This is a genomic window from Streptomyces sp. DvalAA-14 (assembly GCF_900091855.1).
In the GTDB taxonomy this organism is placed as follows: Bacteria; Actinomycetota; Actinomycetes; order Streptomycetales; family Streptomycetaceae; genus Actinacidiphila.
The window spans coordinates 1-16,714 of the sequence record NZ_FMCH01000126.1; the positions used below are offsets into that span (position 1 = coordinate 1).

Here is a 16,714-nt window from a genome sequence, read left to right on the forward strand (position 1 = left end):
CTGATGGACAACGCCGAGAACGCCGTAAACCCTTCCGTAAGCCTGCCCACGGTCTGGCCGGGCAAGGTCCCGGAGGCCGAACCGGCCGGGAATCGCCGCCGCCCGGCCAACCCCCGGCCGCCGGGGGCGGGGTCACCGGCCCGGTCGCCCGCCCCTCACGCGCCTGTCGGACCCGTCGGACCCGTCGGACCGGTTCGAACGGCCGGACCGGTCAGACCGGTCAGCACCAGCGCGCGGACCGCCGCGTAGGCCGCGTCGATCTCGGGGCCGGTCCACTCGGCGGCGTACACCGGGTTGTGGAAGCGGGAGGTGGCGTCCCACACCGCGCGGGCGGCGGCCCGGGCGGCGCCGGGGCCGGCGGGGGTGCCGTCCGGCAGGGTGAGTTCGCCGGCCGCGAGTCCGGCGGTGATGATCCGGGCCATCTGCCCGACCATCTCCTCGATGTGCCGGTCGACCAGGCCGCTGCTCTCGTCCACCAGCACCGTGTACGTGGCGAACAGTTCGGGATCCAGGCCGGCTTTGCGGCGCTTGGCGGCGACCAACCCGTCGAGCCACTGGCCCAGCCGCAGCGGCGCGGGGCCGTCGGCGGCCGCGATCGCCTCCAGGGGGGCGTGCGAGAGGTCGAGCCAGCGCTGCGTCACCGCCTCGCGCAGCGCAACCTTCGTCGGGAAGTGCCGGTAGACGCTGCCGTGGCTGACGCCGAGCGCCCGGGCCACGTCCACCACGGTCGCCTTCGCCGGGCCGTAGCGGCGCAGCACGTCCTCGGTGGCTTCGAGGATGCGTTCGGGGGTCAAGGTCTCCGGCGACATGGTGGTGCGGCCTCTCGGTCGGGCGGGCGGAGCGGGCCCGTTCAGCGCACCCGGACCACACCCCAGTGTGCGCCGGGCTCAGCGCTCGCTGTCCAGGTGGGCCATCTCTCCGGCGTCGTAGCGGTTGCCCGCCACCGCGTCGGCCGGCACGGCGTCCTTGATCGCGGCCAGGTCGGCCGCCTCCAGCGTCACTTCGAGGGCGCCCAGCGACTCCGCCAGCCGCTCCCGGGTGCGGGCGCCGACCAGCGGGACGATGTCCTCGCCGCGCGAGAGCACCCAGGCGATCGCGGCCTGAGCGGTGGTGACGCCCTTGTCCTCGGCGACTGTGCGCAGCGCCTCCACCAGGGCGAGGTTGCGGTCCAGGTTGTCGCCGCCGAACCGGGGGATGCTGCTACGGAAGTCGTTCGCCCCGGAGAGGCGGTCCTTGGTCCAGTGGCCGCTGAGCAGACCGCGGGACAGGACGCCGTACGCGGTCACGCCGATGCCCAACTCGCGTGCGGTGGGCAGGATCTCGGCCTCGATGCCGCGGGAGAACAGGCTGTACTCGATCTGCAGGTCCGCGATGGGCGCGACCGAGGCGGCCCGGCGCAGGGTGTCCGCGCCGACCTCGGACAGGCCGATGTGGCGGACCCGGCCGGCCTGGACCTCCTCGGCTATCGCGCCGACCGTCTCCTCGATCGGCACGTCCGGGTCGACGCGGGCGATCCGGTAGATGTCGATGTGGTCGGTGCCGAGGCGGTTGAGCGAGTAGGCGAGGAAGTTCTTCACCGCGGCCGGCCGGCCGTCGTAGCCGCCCCAGCCGCCGCCCGCGTCCCACAGGCCGCCGAACTTGACGCTGATCGCGGCCTGGTCGCGGCTGCCGGGGCGGGCGCGCAGAGCGTCGCGGATGAGCAGTTCGTTCAGGCCCATGGCGTAGAAGTCGCCGGTGTCGAGCAGGCTGACGCCCGCGTCGAGGGCGGCGTGGATGGTGGCGATGGACTCGGTGTCGTCCGCGCCCTCGTACAGGGCGGACATGCCCATGCAGCCGAGGCCGAGGGCCGAGACGGTGGGGCCGGTGGTGCCGAGGGTTCGGGTGCGCACGGAGGTCTCTCCTTGGATCACGGCGGGGCGGTCGCCCCGGGCGTGCTCCCTACTCTGACCTATGGACTGACAGATATCAATATCTGTCAGTCCATAAACGTCAGGTGACCGAGGGCGGTGCCGGGCTGCCGGGGCCGGCCGTCAGACCAGCGCCCGCGGCAGCCGGACGCTCAGTGCGATGGTGGCCGCCACCGCCGCCAACTGGGCCAGCAGTGTCCAGACCAGCGCGTCCCGGATGCCCACCGAGGTGGACAGGGTGAGGAAGAGCGTGCCGAGCGTCGCCACGCCCAGGGCCAGGCTGGCCTGCTGGGTGGTGGCCATCGCGCCGCCGCCCACTCCGGCCTGCGCCGGCGGTACCTCGCTGAGCACGATCCGGATCACCACCGGCAGCACGAAGCCCTGCCCGAAGCCGGCCAGCGCCATGCTCGGCGCCAGCGCCCAGATGCCGAGGTGCGGCCAGCCCCACCCGAAGGTCGCGGCCAGTGCCAGAACGCCGGCGCCCTGGATGGCCGAGCCCCAGGTCACCGTCCTGCGGCCGTAGCGGGCCACCGCCCGCGGGCCGAGCAGCGAGGCCACGAAGAACGCGGCGCACAGCGGGACCAGCGCGCCGCCGGCCGCCAGCGGGCCGAAGTGCAGCCCGTCCTGCAGCGCCACCGCCACCACGAACATGAAGCCGCCGAAGCCGATGCAGAAGGGCAGGATCAGCAGCAGCCCGCTGCGCACGCTGTGGATACGGACCAGGGAGGGCGGCAGCAGCGGAGTGCCGCCGGTGCGCTCGCCGTGCCGTTCCACCGCGATGAAGGCCGCCGCGCCGAACGGCGACAGTCCCAGCAGCACCCACGACCACAGCGGCCAGCCGGCCGCCCGGCCCTCGGTCAGCGGCAGCAGCAGGGCGATCAGGGTCACCGCGAGCAGCACGGTGCCGGACCGGTCGATCCTGGCCGGGTGCGGCGAGCGCGTCTCCGGCACCGAGCGCAGCGCCAGCACCAGGGCGAGCGCCGCGATCGGCACGTTCACCAGGAAGATGGCCCGCCAGCCGCTGCCGGCGATGTCGGCGGACACCAGGACGCCGCCGAGCACCTGGCCGACCACGCTGGACACGCCTGCCGTGGCGCCGTAGTAGCTGAGCGCCTTGCTGCGGCTGCCGCCGGAGGTGGCGGACTGGATGGTGGCCAGCACCTGGGGGAGCAGCAGCGCGGACGCCGCGCCCTGGGCGACCCGGGCGCCGACCAGCGTCCAGGCGTTGGGCGATATGCCGCAGGCCAGCGAGGTCACCGCGAAGGCGGCCAGCCCCCACAGGAAGAGATTGCGGCGGCCGAACATGTCACCGAGGCGCCCGCCGAGCACCAGCAGGACGGCGTAGGCGACGCCGTAGCCCGCGACGACCATCTCCAGCACCGCCGGACCGGCGTTCAGGTCGCGGTCGATCGTGGGCAGCGCCACGTTGACGATGAAGAAGTCGACCATCGGCAGGGCCGCGCCGAGCAGCACGGTGAGCAGGCCGAGCGGACTGAGAGTCGGACCGGAGGAGCGGGAGGACGGGGCGGAGGACCGGGAGGACGGGGAAGCGGCCGCGGCGGGGGACGCGGCGGAGGGTGGCGGGGACGTTTCGGTCGTGCCGGATGCGCCGATGCGGGTCACGCGCGGCAGCACCTCGGCCCTGGACGGCAGGGTGTGTTCCATTCGGTCGGTCACGGGTCCACCATGAACCTCATCTCAAGGGGGTACCAGAGAGCGTTTATCCAGGTATCCCGACCACCTGGCAACCGGTTGCCGGATAAGGCACCCTGGGAGCATGACCGAAGCCGTCCGCACCGTCGTGTCCGAGAGCCGCCGGCAGGAGCTGGCGTCCTTCCTGCGCAACCGGCGCGAACACATCTCGCCGGAGCAGGTCGGGCTGCCGCCCGGCCGCCGCCGGCGCACCCCGGGGCTGCGCCGCGAGGAGGTCGCGCAGCTCGCCGCGGTCGGCGTCACCTGGTACACGTGGCTGGAGCAGGCCCGGGAGATCCAGGTCTCGGGCCAGGTGGCGGACGCCATCGCCCGCGCCCTGATGCTGGACCGCGACGAGCGCCGGCACCTGTTCACCCTCACCGGCGCGCCCGACCCGCACCCGCTGATGGACTGCCCCGGCATGTCCCCGACGGTGCGGCTCCTGATCGACGCGCTGGAGCCGCTGCCCGCCGCGGTCTTCAACAGCCGGTACGACATCGTCGCGTACAACCGCACCTACGGGCGGCTGATCGCGGACCTGGACGCGCTGCCGGTCGAGGACCGGAACGTGATGTGGCTGTGCTTCACCGACCCGCGGTGGAAGGAGCGGATGCTGGACCGCGAGCTGAACGTCCGGCTGATGGCCGCGAAGTTCCGTGTCTCGATGGCCCAGCACATCGGCGAAGCACCCTGGAAGGCCCTGCTCAAGCGTCTCCAGCAGGCGTCGCCGGAATTCTGCGAGGTCTGGGAGCGGCACGAGGTCCTCCAGCCCGAGGCGCACGTCAAGCGCTTCCTCAACCCCGAAGTCGGGCCGCTCGCCTTCGACTTCACCCACCTGTGGCTCGGTCCGCAGTCCGGTCCGCGCATGAGCACCTACACGCCGTCCGATGCGGTCACCCGCGAGCGGCTGGACGAGCTGTACGCCCGGATCCTGGCCGAGCAGGCGCCCGTCGCGGTCTGAGGCTTCCTGCCCGGCGTCGGCCGACATCCGCCCGCGTCCGCTGCCGCCGCCCGGGGCCGTTCGGCCCGGGCGGGATCAGCCCTCCGCCGCCAGCGCCGCCATGATGCGGTCCAGGGCGGCCAGGTCGGCGCCCGGCAGGTTCAGCAGGGCCGGCGGCGGGGTGCCGAGAACGGCCTCGGCCCGCGCCGCGGCCGCCAGGCCCTCCGGGGTGGCCGAGACGATCTTGCAGCGCCGGTCGGTGGCGTGCTGGTGGCGCTCGACCAGGCCGCGCTTTTGCAGGTCGTCCACGACCAGGCTCAGGTAGGGGCGGTCGGACCCGAGTTCGGCGGCCAGTTCGCTCAGCCGGGCGGGCGCTTTCGCGACCCGGCGCAGCACCTTGACCCGGAAGAAGCTCATGCCGAGCGCCTCGGCGGTCTCCTTGCGCCGCTCGTTGCGTTCCAGCACCAGCGCCCGCAGGTTCTGCCAGACCCGCTCGGCGGCCGCCGTATCGGGCGTCCTGCCGCCGGACGAGCCCCCGCCCGGTTCCGTGGCCGCGATCATGACGCGCCCACCGTGATCCGGGAGGCGTCCTCGACCTCGGGGGTCAGCAGGCCGGCCGTGCGATCCGCGGTGCCGCGGGCCCAGCGGCCGGTGGTGAGGACACCGAAGACCAGCACGGACGCGCCGCAGCCCGTGATGATCCACCAGGTGCCGGCGTGCAGGCCGGCGGCCAGCGCGGCGCCGAGGACCGCGACGCCGAGGGACTGGCCGATCTGGCGGCTGGTGGAGGCCACGGCCGCGGCCACGCCCGCCTGGGCGCGCGGCATGCCGGACACCGCCGTATTGGTGATGGGCGCGTTGACGAAGCCGAAGCCGATGCCGAACACGACGTAGGCGATGTAGAGCCGGGTGTCGGAGGACTGGGCGTGGAAGCCGGCGAACAGGACGCCGCTGATCGTCATCGCGGTGCCCGCCAGCAGCAGCGGGATGCGCGGCCCGCGGGTGCCGACCAGCCGTCCGGACAGCGGCGCGAAGATCAGCGTCATCACCGCCATCGGCAGCATGTGGAGGCCGGCGTCCAGCGCCGACATGCCCCGCTGCTCCTGCAGGTAGAGGGTGTTGAGGAACAGGAAGCCGCCGAGCGCCGCGAAGGCGCTGACCGCTATCACGGTGGCCCCGCTGAAGGGCACGCTGCGGAAGAACCGGGTGTCGATCAGCGGGTCGACCCGCCGCTTCTCGTACGCGGCCAGGCCGGCCACCGACAGCGCGGCGACCAGGAAGCAGCCGACGATCAGCGGGGAGCCCCAGCCGGCGCTCGTCCCCTCGATGATCCCGTAGGTGAGCGTGCCGAGCAGGGCGATCACCAGCAGCTGTCCCACCGGATCCACCCGGCGGGCCCGCTGGGCCCGCGACTCGGGGACGAAGCGGGCGGTGAGCACCAGCGCGGCCACCCCCACCGGCACGTTGATCCAGAAGATCGACCGCCAGCCGGCCGACTGCACCAGCGCCCCGCCGACGATCGGCCCGGCCGCCATGCTGATGCCCACCACCCCGCCCCACACACCGATGGCCCGGGCGCGTTCCCGCGGTTCGGAGAAGGTGTTGGTGATGATCGACATCGCCACCGGGTTGAGCATCGAACCGCCGACCGCTTGCACCATCCGGAAGACGATCAGCCAGCCGAGGCTGGGCGCCAGGCTGCACAGCATGGAACCGGCGGTGAACAGCGCCAGCCCGATCTGGAAGATCCGCCGACGCCCCACCCGGTCCGCGGTGGAGCCGGAGAGCAGCAGCAGCGAGGCGAGGACCAGCAGATACGCGTCGATCGTCCACTGCAGGCCGGAGACGCTCGCGTGGAAGTCCTTCTGCATGGACGGGAGCGCCACGTTCAAGATCGTGTTGTCCAGGCTGACGATGAGCAGGCTCATGCAGCAGATCGCCAGGATGAGCATGCGACGTCGATACGTCAGCTCAGGCATGGATGGTGGCTCCAATGATTGTATGCATGGAATCATTGGTAGCGTACAACTACCTGCCCGGCCGGCGTCCGGTCCGCGAGGGACTGCGGGACAATGGTCGGCATGACCGCTGACGCCACCTTGGCCCCGCCCATGCCGGGCACCCTTGCGATCGGCCCGCACACCGTGTCTCCGCCGGTTGTGCTCGCCCCGATGGCCGGCATCACCAACGCGCCCTTCCGCACCCTGTGCCGGGAGTTCAGCGGCGGCAAAGGTCTGTTCGTCAGCGAGATGATCACCACCCGCGCACTGGTCGAGCGCAACGAGAAGACGATGCACCTCATCCACTTCGACGCCACCGAGACCCCGCGCTCCATCCAGCTCTACGGCGTCGATCCGGTGACCGTCGGCAAGGCGGTCCGGATGATCGTGGACGAGGATCTGGCCGACCACATCGACCTCAACTTCGGCTGCCCGGTGCCGAAAGTCACCCGCAAGGGCGGCGGCTCGGCGCTGCCCTTCAAGCGCAACCTGCTGCGGGCGATCCTGCGCGAGGCGGTCGGGAACGCGGGCGAGCTGCCGGTCACCATCAAGATGCGCAAGGGCATCGACGACGACCATCTGACCTATCTCGACGCGGGCCGGATCGCGGTCGACGAAGGCGTCACCGCGGTCGCCCTGCACGGCCGCACCGCCGCCCAGCACTACGGCGGCACCGCCGACTGGGACGCGATCGCCCGGCTGAAGGAGCACGTCCCGGAGATCCCGGTCCTCGGCAACGGCGACATCTGGTGCGCCGACGACGCGGTGCGGATGATGCGGGAGACCGGCTGCGACGGGGTGGTGGTCGGGCGCGGCTGCCTGGGCCGGCCCTGGCTGTTCGGCGACCTGGTGGCCGCCTTCGAGCCCGGCGGCGACCGGACCCCGGCGGCCCCGGACTTCGGGCAGGTGGCGGTCGTGATGCGGCGGCACGCCGAACTGCTCGGCCGGTGGATCGGCGACGAGGCACGCGGGGTGATCGACTTCCGCAAGCACGTGCCCTGGTACACCAAGGGCTTCGCGGTCGGCTCCGAGCTGCGCCGCGCCCTGGCCACGGCCTCCTCGCTGGCCGAACTGGACGACAGCCTCGGCGCGTTGGACCACGACCAGCCCTGGCCGGCGCACGCCGACGGCCCGCGCGGCCGGACCGCCGCGGGCAAGCGGGTCGTCCTGCCGGACGGCTGGCTCGACGACCCCTACACGTGCGCGGCCCTCAGCGAGGACGCGGAGGCGGACACCTCCGGCGGCTGAGCCGGACACCCCAGGCGGCCGCCGGCGGTCGCGGCGGACGCACCACCGGCGGCTGAGCCGGCCGGGGCGACGTAGGCCGGCTACGTCTTTCGTCGGAGTCAGGGTGCGCGCCCGGCAGGTGATTCGCGCCACGCTTGATGACCCATACGCTCAATTGAGCGCCCAGAAGAGCGCCCTACCTCTCGAATGCACGGCACTCAGTGCCACGGCCGTTGTCTCCACCTCACCACCCCAGCGATCACCCTGAGTACGCGAAATCCGCCCCGCGCCTCGCTCTCCGGGTTCGTCCCTTCGACTCGTGAACGGGCGGCGAACCGACGGCGACCGACCGTCGGCATGGGATCCGACGGCAGACGGGGGGTTTCACCCGTGTGTCGTAGTGATGGACGCACTTCAGCGCCTTGGAGATGGGTACGCTCCCCGCCGTCAGGGCATGCCGGCCGCAACCCGGCCGTGACGATCGCGAGGAGTCGAGGACCACGTGTCGGCACCAGAGAAACAACCGAAGTTCGTCTACGACTTCACTGAGGGCAACAAAGACCTCAAGGATCTGCTCGGCGGGAAAGGTGCGAACCTCGCCGAGATGACCAATCTCGGGCTGCCCGTCCCGCCGGGCTTCACCATCACCACCGAGGCCTGCCGGATCTATCTGGAGTCCGGCACCGAGCCGGCCGCCCTGCGCGACGAGGTGAGTGCGCACCTCGACGCGCTGGAGGAGCGGATGGGCCGCACCCTCGGCCAGCCCGACAACCCGCTGCTGGTCTCGGTGCGTTCGGGCGCCAAGTTCTCCATGCCCGGCATGATGGAGACGGTGCTCAATGTCGGCCTGTCCGACGCCTCGGTGGCCGGCCTCGCCGCCCAACTCGGCGACGAGCGCTTCGCCTGGGACTCCTACCGCCGCCTGCTGCAGATGTTCGGCAAGACCGTGCTGGGCGTGGACGGCGAGCTGTTCGAGCAGGCGCTGGACGACGCCAAGCAGGCCAAGGGCGCCGACAGCGACCTGGGACTGGACGCCGCCGACCTGCGGAAACTGGTCGAAAACTTCAAGGCGATCATTTCCCGGGAGGCCGGGCGCGAGTTCCCGCAGGAGCCGCGCGAGCAGATGGACCTGGCCGTCCGCGCCGTCTTCGACTCCTGGAACACCGAGCGCGCCAAGCTCTACCGCCGGCAGGAACGTATCCCCGGCGACCTCGGCACCGCGGTGAGCGTCGTGTCCATGGTGTTCGGCAACCTCGGCCCGGACTCCGGCACCGGGGTCGCCTTCACCCGCGACCCGGCCAGCGGCCACCAGGGCGTCTACGGCGACTACTTGCAGAACGCGCAGGGCGAGGACGTGGTGGCCGGCATCCGCAACACCGTGCCGCTGGCCGAACTCGAGACCATCGACAAGGTCTCCTACGACCGGCTGATGGCGATCATGGAGACGCTGGAGACGCACTACAAGGACCTGTGCGACATCGAGTTCACCATCGAGCGCGGGCACTTGTGGATGCTCCAGACCCGGGTCGGCAAGCGGACCGCCGCGGCGGCCTTTCGGATCGCCACCCAACTCGTCGACCAGGGGCTGATCGACGAGGCCGAAGCGCTGCGGCGGGTCAGCGGGGCGCAGCTCGCCCAGCTGATGTTCCCGCAGTTCGACACCGCGGTCGCCGACAGCTCGCGGGTCCGGCGGATCGGCTGGGGCATCGCCGCCTCACCCGGCGCGGCCGTCGGCAAGGCGGTCTTCGACTCCTACACCGCGGTCAAGTGGTCCCGCTCGGGTGAGCAGGTCATCCTGATCCGCCGCGAGACCAACCCCGACGACCTCGACGGCATGATCGCCGCCCAGGGCATCCTGACCTCCCGCGGCGGCAAGACCTCGCACGCGGCCGTCGTCGCCCGCGGCATGGGCAAGACCTGCGTCTGCGGCGCCGAGGAACTGGAGGTCGACACCAAGCGGCGCTGTCTCACCGCACCCGGGGGCGTGGTGATAGAGGAGGGCGACCTGATCTCGATCGACGGCTCCACCGGCAAGGTGTACGTCGGCGAGGTGCCGGTCGTACCGTCCCCCGTGGTCGAGTACTTCGAGGGCCGGATGCACGCCGGCGCCGAGGAGGCCGACGAACTCGTCCGGGCGGTGCACCGGATCATGGCCTACGCCGACCGGGTGCGCCGGCTGCGGGTGCGGGCCAACGCCGACAACGCCGAAGACGCCTCCCGGGCCCGGCGGTTCGGGGCGCAGGGCATCGGGCTGTGCCGGACCGAGCACATGTTCCTCGGCGAGCGCCGGGAGATGGTCGAGCGGCTGATCCTCGCGGACACCGACGCCGAACGGGACGAGGCGCTCGGCGCCCTGCTGCCCCTGCAGAAGGCCGACTTCATCGAACTGTTCGAAGCGATGGACGGACTGCCCGTCACCGTGCGGCTGCTGGATCCGCCCCTGCACGAATTCCTGCCGGACATCACCGAGTTGTCGGTACGGGTCGCGCTGGCCGAGGCCCGCAAGGACGCCAACGAGAACGATCTGCGCCTGCTGCAGGCGGTGCACAAGCTGCACGAGTCCAACCCGATGCTGGGGCTGCGCGGGGTACGGCTCGGACTGGTCATCCCCGGGTTGTTCGCCATGCAGGTACGGGCGATCGCCGAGGCCGCCGCCCACCGCCGCTCGATCAAGGGCGACCCGCGGCCCGAGATCATGATCCCGCTGGTCGGCACCGTGCAGGAACTGGAGATCGTCCGCGAGGAGGCGGACCGGGTCATCGCCGAGGTCGAGGCGGCCACCGGCACGTCCCTGAAGCTGTCGATCGGCACCATGATCGAGCTGCCCAGGGCGGCCCTGACGGCCGGCCAGATCGCCGAGTGCGCCGAGTTCTTCTCCTTCGGCACCAATGACCTGACCCAGACGGTGTGGGGCTTCTCCCGCGACGACGTGGAGGCGTCCTTCTTCACCGCCTACCTGGAAAAGGGCATCTTCGGCGTCTCCCCGTTCGAGACCATCGACCGCGACGGGGTGGGCGCGCTGGTCCGCTCCGCCACCGAGGCCGGCCGGGCCACCCGGCCGGGGCTCAAGGTCGGCGTCTGCGGCGAGCACGGCGGCGATCCCGAGTCCGTGCACTTCTTCCACGAGGCCGGCCTGGACTACGTCTCCTGCTCGCCCTTCCGCATCCCGGTCGCCCGCCTGGAAGCGGGCCGGGCGGCGGCCCCCCGATGACCCCCTGACCGGGCCGGGCCCGGCCCGGCCGGCGGAGGCCCTTGCCCTGGGGCCCAACCCTCACCGCCCGGCCAACCGGCCCGACCCACCCCGCCGGGGGCGGCGCTTCGTGCGGAGGCGCCGCCCCCGGCTTCTTGACCTGGGGCGCAGGTGTATCCCTGCTCCGGCCTGCGCTGCCACCGGCAGCGGATTACTCGGCGTTCGCTCCGGCGGCGCGTGCGAGCTTCTGCGCGGCCCGCCGCGCCACCCTCCGCTCGTGCCAGGGCAGCACCAGCTTCACGACGATCACCATGGCGACCGGCACCGGCACGGTGACCCACAGCGCGTGCCGCGACTCCGGCCAGGTGGCGTGCCCCCACAGCATCGGTACCAGCGCGCCCGCGACCAGCACCACCCCGGTGACCAACGCCCACTTGAGTGCGCCGAGCACCGACCCCTCCGCCGTCACTTTTTCCCCCATGGCCGCCACCGTAGCGGGCCCGACCGCACCCTCGCGGAGCGCCCCGTGAACCGGTGGCCTTCGCCGACCGGGCGCGTCCGTTGGGGTGGTCGACGGCGACGCCGGTGTGGGGTCGCCGCCGGTCGGGGATGGTCGGGCCATGACCGCTGAACCGCAGGACCGCCCTGAGAACCCCCGGTTGCAGGCCGCACAGGAGGCGGTGGCCGACCTGGCGAACCTGGCTCTGCGCCTCGTCGACCGGCACGTGCCCGAGCCCGGGGAGCGCGACGAGACGTCCCGGCAGATCGAACGGCTGCTGCTGACCGCCCGGGAGCGGCTCACGGACCTCGACGCGGGCACCACCGGCTGAACCCGGCGGGGCCGGAAACGCCGGCAGCCCCGGCCGAGTGGGCCGGGGCTGCCGATCACCAGGGGCGCTGTGCCGTGGAGGGGTGATCGCGGTTGGTCGTCACGACGCGGTGGTCGAGGGCGAGGCCGAGGCCGAGGGCGAGGCCGACGGGGTCGCGGTCTTCGGCGGCGGGCCGAAGGTGACCGTGACCTTGGTGAAGCCCAGCGAGCTGAGCATCTGCTGGAGCATGGAACGGGTGTTGGTCTCCGCCCGTGTCGTCAGCTCGGTCTGCTTGGCCGCGTCCTGGATCTTCTGTGCCGCCAGCTCGTTCATCTGCTGCATGTTGCCCGGGTTGCTGCCGAAGAAGTCACCGATCCGGTCGAAGAGCCCGCGCTGCTGCGAGACGACGTAGGAATGCTTGGGGTCGAGCGAAGTCCGCTCCAGGGCCGCGTGCGGCAGCCGTATCGCGGCGGTCTTGCGGTCGTCCGAGACCGTCACCGCGTTGTCGCCGATCGAGCCGAGATCCACATAGGCGTCCACGCTGCCGGCTCCGACGTACAGGGTGCGCTTGCCGCGCACGATGTCCGGCAGGAACTTGGCGTCCTTGTCCACGTCCACCACCACCTCGAAGTTGCCGCTGGCGCCTTCGAAACGGTTCATGTCCTGGATGGACTTCAGCAGCACCGGCCCACTGCGGTCCGTGGTCTTCTCGGCGAACGGATTGGGGATGCCCGGCAGCAGATTGGCCCTGCCGAGCAGAAAGAACAGCACTCCTACGACCACCACTCCGATGACGATCTTCGCCCACCACGGTGTACGGGTCACCGCGATCTGCTGCGTCTCCATGACACACCTCCTTGCCAGCTCAACTACCCACCAGGGGCGATGTCATGGCCACAACCCGCCCCAGGAGACATGATGTAGCAGATCAGTAGGGTGCCCGTGACCTGCGGGTGACAGATGTGACCCGCCCGTGGCCGAGTAGCCGCCGAACCGTCGGCGCGGCGTCGTTCCGGAGCCGGTACCGGCCGGTCGTCGGCCGGTCGTCGGCCGCTCTCCGGCCGGTCTCCGGTCGGTCTCCAGTCGGTCCTCAGCCGCCGGCGACATCCACCGACGGCTCGTGCCGGACGGGGAAGTTGACCGAGTTGGCGATGAAGCAGATCCGATGCGCGTCCTGGTGCAGCGAAAGCGCCTTTTCGGTCATCTCGGGCGACGCCACCTCCACGCTCGGCCGGAGCACGACCCCCGTGAAGCGGCCGCCGCCGTCGCCGGTCTCCTGCATGGTGCCGGCCGCCCGGTCGGTGTAGCCGGTCACCACGACCCCGGCCAGCGCGCACACATGCAGATACGACAGCAGATGGCACTGCGACAGCGCGGCCAGCAGCAGCTGTTCGGGATTCCACCGCTCGGCGTCGCCGTGGAAGGTCCGGTCGGCGGAGCCGAGGATCGTCGGCAACCCGACGGCGGACACCCGGTGGCCGCGGCTGTAGGAGCGGTAGGAGGTGGTGCCTGTACCGAGGTTGCCGGTCCAGACGACCTCGGTCTCGTACTGGTGCTTTCGGGCCGACGCCATGGGGGTCAGATCCTTTCCGGAGCAGGGGGGAGGTCGCCGCGGGTGTCGTCCACATGCCGCCGGGCCGTCGACGCGGCGTCCGTCGGCCGTCCTTCGGTGATCGCGGCCAGCAACTCCCGGTGCTGGGCGCTGACGTGGGCGGGCCGGTGCGGCGGATCCAGCGAGGCGCGGGTGGACACCACGATCTGGTCCCACAACCGGTCGAGACTCGCCAACGCCACGGGATTGGCAGCCAGTTCGGCGATCCGCCGGTGGAACCGCCGGTTGTGGCGGACCGCGTCGGCGAACCGGCCGGCGAGGGTGGCCGTTTCGGTGCGGTCGGCGTCGTCGGCCAGCGCGGCGAGCTCGGCGGGCGCGATCCGGCCTTCGGCCTGGCGCCGGGCGGCGAGCTCCGCGGTGAGTGCCTCCAGCGCGCCCCGGACCTCGTAGGCGTGCCGCAGCGCCGCCCCGTCCAGGGCCACCACCTGCACCCCGCGCCCGGCCGAACGCACCAGGCCGTCGGCGGCCAGCGCCCGGAAGGCCTCCCGCACCGGGGTGCGGCTCATGGTCAGCGAGGCGGCCACCTCGGTCTCGGTGAGCCGCTGGCCGGGGGCGTAGGCGCCGTCGAGTATCAGGTCCCGCAGACGTGCGCGGGCGGATTCGGTCTGCTGCACCCGGGCAGCCTAACAGGGTCGTATGCATTGCATGCAAGGGATGCGAAGGGGTGGGCCGGCTGGCGAAGGGAGGCGACCGCGAGCGGACGTGAGCGGGCTTCAGCCGGGCTTGGGTGGGGTGGGGCGAGCCTTTGCCGGGCCTGGGCGGGCCTCAGGCCGGAGTGGGCCTCAGCGGACCGCGGGCGGGGCCGCGAGGGCGCGGGCCACCCCGTTCTCGTGCGGGCCGAGGAAATGGGGGTCGGGCTTCACCAGCGCGTCCAGCGCGGCCTTGTCGGCGGCCACCAACTCCCGCGCCCCGCCCGCCAGCCACGTCGCGTCGTGCGGCTCGTCCACGCCGACGCCGTACGCGTCGATGCCGGCCGCGGTGCACAGCGCCAGCGCCCGGCGGATGTGGAAGCCCTGGCTGACCAGCACCGCCCGGTCCACCCCGAAGACCCGCTTGGCGCGGTCGCAGGAGTCCCAGGTGTCGAAGCCGGCGTAGTCCAGCACCACCTTGTCCTGGGGCACCCCGTGCCCGGCCAGATACGTCCGCATCGCGCCGGGCTCGTCGTAGGACGCCCGGCTGTTGTCGCCCGTCACCAGCACGACCCGTATCTTCCCGGCCGCGTAGAGCCGCGCTGCCGCGTCCAGCCGGTGGGCCAGATACGGCGACGGCTGCCCGTTCCACAGCCCGGCTCCGAACACCACCGCCACCGGCTCGTCCGGTACGTCCGCCTCCGAGCGCACCCGGTCGGACACGCTGAGCCTCAGCCAGGTCGCGGGCAGCAGGGCGAGCACACAGACGGCCACGGCCACTTGGAGCAGCCGGCGCCAGCCACGCCGAGTCCGCGGCAGCCGGGCCCACCTGACCCGGCGGCGCATCCGGACGGCCCGGTCGGGCATGCGCATGCGTTCCCCCCTGACTCCCGAACTCCTTGAAGGTGGTCTGCCTTGATCGACGTGGAAAGACGGCAGGTGGTTCCGCCGGTGCGGGGCCGGCGTCGGTGGAGCCCCGCATGTTGTCGTCCGCCGCCGTGCGGGCGCGCGCCGCCCCCTCCGCGGCGCGCACCCCCCGGCCCCCGTGCAGCAGGACGGGCCGCCCCCGGCACCCCGCCTGCGATGTGGATCACACTAGAAGGCACCACTGACAACGCCCGGCCCGCAGCCCGGCGACCGCTCTCAGCTGCGGTTTTCCCACAGCCTTCGGCCGCCTCGACGACGTGCCGGCCGCCGGAGCCGGTACGGCCGGTTACCGTCGTGCCATGGAAGCGAACTACCCGCCCGCCGGCGCGCCCGCCGCCCACCTGGGCCCGTACGAGCGCTACGGGCCGTACGGCGAGGCGGACCTGGAGCGTTACGTGCCCGAGCCGGACAAACGGCCCGGACGTACCGCGTTCCAGCGCGACCGGGCCCGGGTGCTGCACTCGGCGGCGCTGCGCAGGCTGGCCGGGAAGACGCAGGTCGTGGACCCGGGGGTGAGCGGCGCGGCGGCGACCGACACCAGCCCCCGCACCCGGCTGACGCATTCGCTGGAGTGCGCGCAGGTCGGCCGGGAGTTGGGCGCGGCGCTCGGCTGCGATCCCGACCTGGTGGAGACCGCGTGCCTGGCGCACGACCTCGGGCATCCGCCGTTCGGCCACAACGGGGAGTTGGTGCTGGCCGAATTCGCCGCCGACTGCGGGGGGTTCGAGGGCAACGCGCAGAGCCTGCGGCTGCTCACCCGGATCGAGCCCAAGAAGTTCGTGGCCGCGCCGGACGGGGGAGCGGGGGAGGCCGGCCTGGTCAGCGTCGGGCTGAATCTGACCCGGGCCGCGCTGGACGCCGCCACCAAATACCCCTGGCCGCTCGGCGGCCATCCGACCACGCCCGGCAGCCCCAAGTTCGGGGTGTACGAGGACGACCTGCCGGTCTTCGACTGGCTGCGGCAGGGCGCCCCCGAGGGGCGGCGCTGCTTCGAGGCGCAGGTGATGGACTGGGCGGACGACGTCGCGTACTCGGCGCACGACGTGGAGGACGGCCTGCAGGCCGGCCACATCGAGGCGCGGGCGCTGCTGTCCGCGCCGGAGCGCGCCGAGGTCTTCGGCTGCGCCGCCGCGCGCTACGCCCCGCCCGGTACGGACCCGGCGGAGCTGGCCGAAGCGCTCGACCGGCTGCTGGCCCAGCCGTGGTGGCCCCGGCGCTACGACGGCAGCGCGCTCGACCAGGCGCGGCTCAAGGACGCGGCCTCGCAGCTCATCGGCCGCTTCTGCCTGGCGGCCGAGGGCGCCACCCGCGAGCGCTACGGCACGGCCCGGCTCACCCGGTACGGCGCGGAGCTGGTCGTGCCGCGCGAGCAGCGGCTCGAATGCGCGGTGCTGAAGGCTGTCGCCGACCGGTACGTGATGCAGCGGGCCGCTCAGGCGCGGCGGCGGGCCGAGCAGCGGGTTGTTCTCGCCGAACTGGCCCAGGCCCTCCTGGCCGGCGGGCCCGAGGGGCTCGACCCGCAGTTCCGCGCCGTTTTCGAAGCGGCGGGGGACGACCGCGGGCGCCGTCGGGCGGTCGTCGACCAGATCGCCTCCCTCACGGACGCGGCGGCGACCGCGCTGCACGCCAGGGTCACCGGCGGTGGCCGCGGGGACGGCGTCGCGCGGTAGCCCGTCCGGGCGGGGCGTGCGGTGCGGCGTCGCGCCGTGGGCGGTCCCCGCCGTGGCCGTGTGCGGGCGGCGTCGCGCCGTGGGCGGTCCCGGTCGTGGCCCGTGTGCCGG

At 72.6% G+C, this 16,714-nt stretch carries 15 protein-coding genes; 5 read left to right on the plus strand and 10 right to left on the minus strand.

Annotation, left to right across the window (positions count from 1 at the left end; all coding sequences use genetic code 11):
- Positions 1–155 precede the first annotated feature (155 nt).
- The 3 genes from GA0115240_RS05800 to GA0115240_RS05810 all read right to left on the minus strand — a co-directional run bounded on the left by GA0115240_RS05800 (position 156) and on the right by GA0115240_RS05810 (position 3,572).
- Complete coding sequence (locus GA0115240_RS05800; RefSeq protein WP_093735576.1) at positions 156–809, minus strand: TetR/AcrR family transcriptional regulator; 654 nt, start codon at positions 807–809, stop codon at positions 156–158.
- 78 nt (positions 810–887) lie between these two features.
- Positions 888–1,889: an aldo/keto reductase gene (locus tag GA0115240_RS05805; RefSeq protein WP_093735577.1), complete on the minus strand. Its 1,002-nt coding sequence runs from the start codon at positions 1,887–1,889 to the stop codon at positions 888–890.
- Positions 1,890–2,030: 141 nt separating this feature from the next.
- Entirely contained in the window at positions 2,031–3,572 is a 1,542-nt protein-coding gene (locus GA0115240_RS05810) for an MFS transporter (RefSeq protein WP_093735578.1), read from the minus strand.
- A gap of 112 nt (positions 3,573–3,684) precedes the next feature.
- On the opposite strand from GA0115240_RS05810, the gene GA0115240_RS05815 reads away from it, so the two are divergent.
- Complete coding sequence (locus GA0115240_RS05815; RefSeq protein WP_093735579.1) at positions 3,685–4,560, plus strand: helix-turn-helix transcriptional regulator; 876 nt, start codon at positions 3,685–3,687, stop codon at positions 4,558–4,560.
- Between the two features lie 75 nt (positions 4,561–4,635).
- Here GA0115240_RS05815 and GA0115240_RS05820 read toward each other — a convergent pair whose 3' ends face one another.
- Both GA0115240_RS05820 and GA0115240_RS05825 read right to left on the minus strand, forming a co-directional pair.
- On the minus strand, positions 4,636–5,100 hold the full coding sequence (locus GA0115240_RS05820; RefSeq protein WP_093735580.1) for a MarR family winged helix-turn-helix transcriptional regulator: 465 nt from the start codon (positions 5,098–5,100) through the stop codon (positions 4,636–4,638).
- Positions 5,097–6,518, minus strand: coding sequence for an MFS transporter (locus tag GA0115240_RS05825; protein ID WP_093735581.1), 1,422 nt, complete (start codon positions 6,516–6,518; stop codon positions 5,097–5,099). Before GA0115240_RS05825 ends, GA0115240_RS05820 begins: the two co-directional genes overlap by 4 nt.
- Positions 6,519–6,620: 102 nt before the next feature.
- Between GA0115240_RS05825 and dusB the strand changes: the two genes are divergently transcribed.
- Positions 6,621–7,787, plus strand: coding sequence for a tRNA dihydrouridine synthase DusB (gene dusB, locus GA0115240_RS05830; protein ID WP_176724988.1), 1,167 nt, complete (start codon positions 6,621–6,623; stop codon positions 7,785–7,787).
- Positions 7,788–8,268: 481 nt separating this feature from the next.
- Entirely contained in the window at positions 8,269–10,977 is a 2,709-nt protein-coding gene (gene ppdK / locus GA0115240_RS05835) for a pyruvate, phosphate dikinase (protein ID WP_093735583.1), read from the plus strand.
- A gap of 190 nt (positions 10,978–11,167) precedes the next feature.
- Here ppdK and GA0115240_RS05840 read toward each other — a convergent pair whose 3' ends face one another.
- Positions 11,168–11,437 (minus strand): hypothetical protein, encoded by a 270-nt coding sequence (locus tag GA0115240_RS05840; RefSeq protein WP_141708739.1) that lies wholly within the window; start codon positions 11,435–11,437, stop codon positions 11,168–11,170.
- A gap of 139 nt (positions 11,438–11,576) precedes the next feature.
- On the opposite strand from GA0115240_RS05840, the gene GA0115240_RS05845 reads away from it, so the two are divergent.
- Positions 11,577–11,786: a hypothetical protein gene (locus tag GA0115240_RS05845; RefSeq protein WP_093735585.1), complete on the plus strand. Its 210-nt coding sequence runs from the start codon at positions 11,577–11,579 to the stop codon at positions 11,784–11,786.
- Positions 11,787–11,885: 99 nt separating this feature from the next.
- Here the strand turns inward: GA0115240_RS05845 and GA0115240_RS05850 are convergent, their stop codons facing one another.
- The 4 genes from GA0115240_RS05850 to GA0115240_RS05865 form a co-directional block, all read right to left on the minus strand.
- Positions 11,886–12,611 carry a DUF4230 domain-containing protein gene (locus tag GA0115240_RS05850; protein ID WP_093735586.1) on the minus strand — a complete coding sequence of 242 codons (726 nt, stop codon included), beginning with the start codon at positions 12,609–12,611 and terminating at the stop codon, positions 11,886–11,888.
- Positions 12,612–12,855: 244 nt separating this feature from the next.
- The gene (locus tag GA0115240_RS05855) at positions 12,856–13,338 is read right to left on the minus strand and encodes an OsmC family protein (protein WP_093735587.1); all 483 of its coding nucleotides are present in this window, start codon (positions 13,336–13,338) and stop codon (positions 12,856–12,858) included.
- Between the two features lie 5 nt (positions 13,339–13,343).
- Positions 13,344–13,991, minus strand: a complete 648-nt coding sequence (locus GA0115240_RS05860) for a GntR family transcriptional regulator (RefSeq protein ID WP_093735588.1) — start codon at positions 13,989–13,991, stop codon at positions 13,344–13,346.
- A gap of 168 nt (positions 13,992–14,159) precedes the next feature.
- Positions 14,160–14,879 (minus strand): SanA/YdcF family protein, encoded by a 720-nt coding sequence (locus GA0115240_RS05865; protein WP_237554633.1) that lies wholly within the window; start codon positions 14,877–14,879, stop codon positions 14,160–14,162.
- A gap of 353 nt (positions 14,880–15,232) precedes the next feature.
- On the opposite strand from GA0115240_RS05865, the gene GA0115240_RS05870 reads away from it, so the two are divergent.
- Positions 15,233–16,603 carry a deoxyguanosinetriphosphate triphosphohydrolase gene (locus tag GA0115240_RS05870; RefSeq protein WP_093735589.1) on the plus strand — a complete coding sequence of 457 codons (1,371 nt, stop codon included), beginning with the start codon at positions 15,233–15,235 and terminating at the stop codon, positions 16,601–16,603.
- Positions 16,604–16,714: the final 111 nt, after the last annotated feature.

What these genes read in the sequence shown, in the direction of transcription:
- GA0115240_RS05810 (WP_093735578.1), bottom strand. Translation starts at nt 3,572, where the DNA reads ATGGAACACACCCTGCCGTCCAGGGCCGAGGTGCTGCCGCGCGTGACC.
- GA0115240_RS05845 (WP_093735585.1), top strand. Translation starts at nt 11,577, where the DNA reads ATGACCGCTGAACCGCAGGACCGCCCTGAGAACCCCCGGTTGCAGGCC.
- GA0115240_RS05825 (WP_093735581.1), bottom strand. Translation starts at nt 6,518, where the DNA reads ATGCCTGAGCTGACGTATCGACGTCGCATGCTCATCCTGGCGATCTGC.
- GA0115240_RS05815 (WP_093735579.1), top strand. Translation starts at nt 3,685, where the DNA reads ATGACCGAAGCCGTCCGCACCGTCGTGTCCGAGAGCCGCCGGCAGGAG.
- GA0115240_RS05800 (WP_093735576.1), bottom strand. Translation starts at nt 809, where the DNA reads ATGTCGCCGGAGACCTTGACCCCCGAACGCATCCTCGAAGCCACCGAG.
- GA0115240_RS05865 (WP_237554633.1), bottom strand. Translation starts at nt 14,879, where the DNA reads ATGCGCATGCCCGACCGGGCCGTCCGGATGCGCCGCCGGGTCAGGTGG.
- GA0115240_RS05840 (WP_141708739.1), bottom strand. Translation starts at nt 11,437, where the DNA reads ATGGGGGAAAAAGTGACGGCGGAGGGGTCGGTGCTCGGCGCACTCAAG.
- dusB (WP_176724988.1), top strand. Translation starts at nt 6,621, where the DNA reads ATGACCGCTGACGCCACCTTGGCCCCGCCCATGCCGGGCACCCTTGCG.
- GA0115240_RS05850 (WP_093735586.1), bottom strand. Translation starts at nt 12,611, where the DNA reads ATGGAGACGCAGCAGATCGCGGTGACCCGTACACCGTGGTGGGCGAAG.
- GA0115240_RS05820 (WP_093735580.1), bottom strand. Translation starts at nt 5,100, where the DNA reads ATGATCGCGGCCACGGAACCGGGCGGGGGCTCGTCCGGCGGCAGGACG.
- GA0115240_RS05855 (WP_093735587.1), bottom strand. Translation starts at nt 13,338, where the DNA reads ATGGCGTCGGCCCGAAAGCACCAGTACGAGACCGAGGTCGTCTGGACC.
- GA0115240_RS05870 (WP_093735589.1), top strand. Translation starts at nt 15,233, where the DNA reads ATGGAAGCGAACTACCCGCCCGCCGGCGCGCCCGCCGCCCACCTGGGC.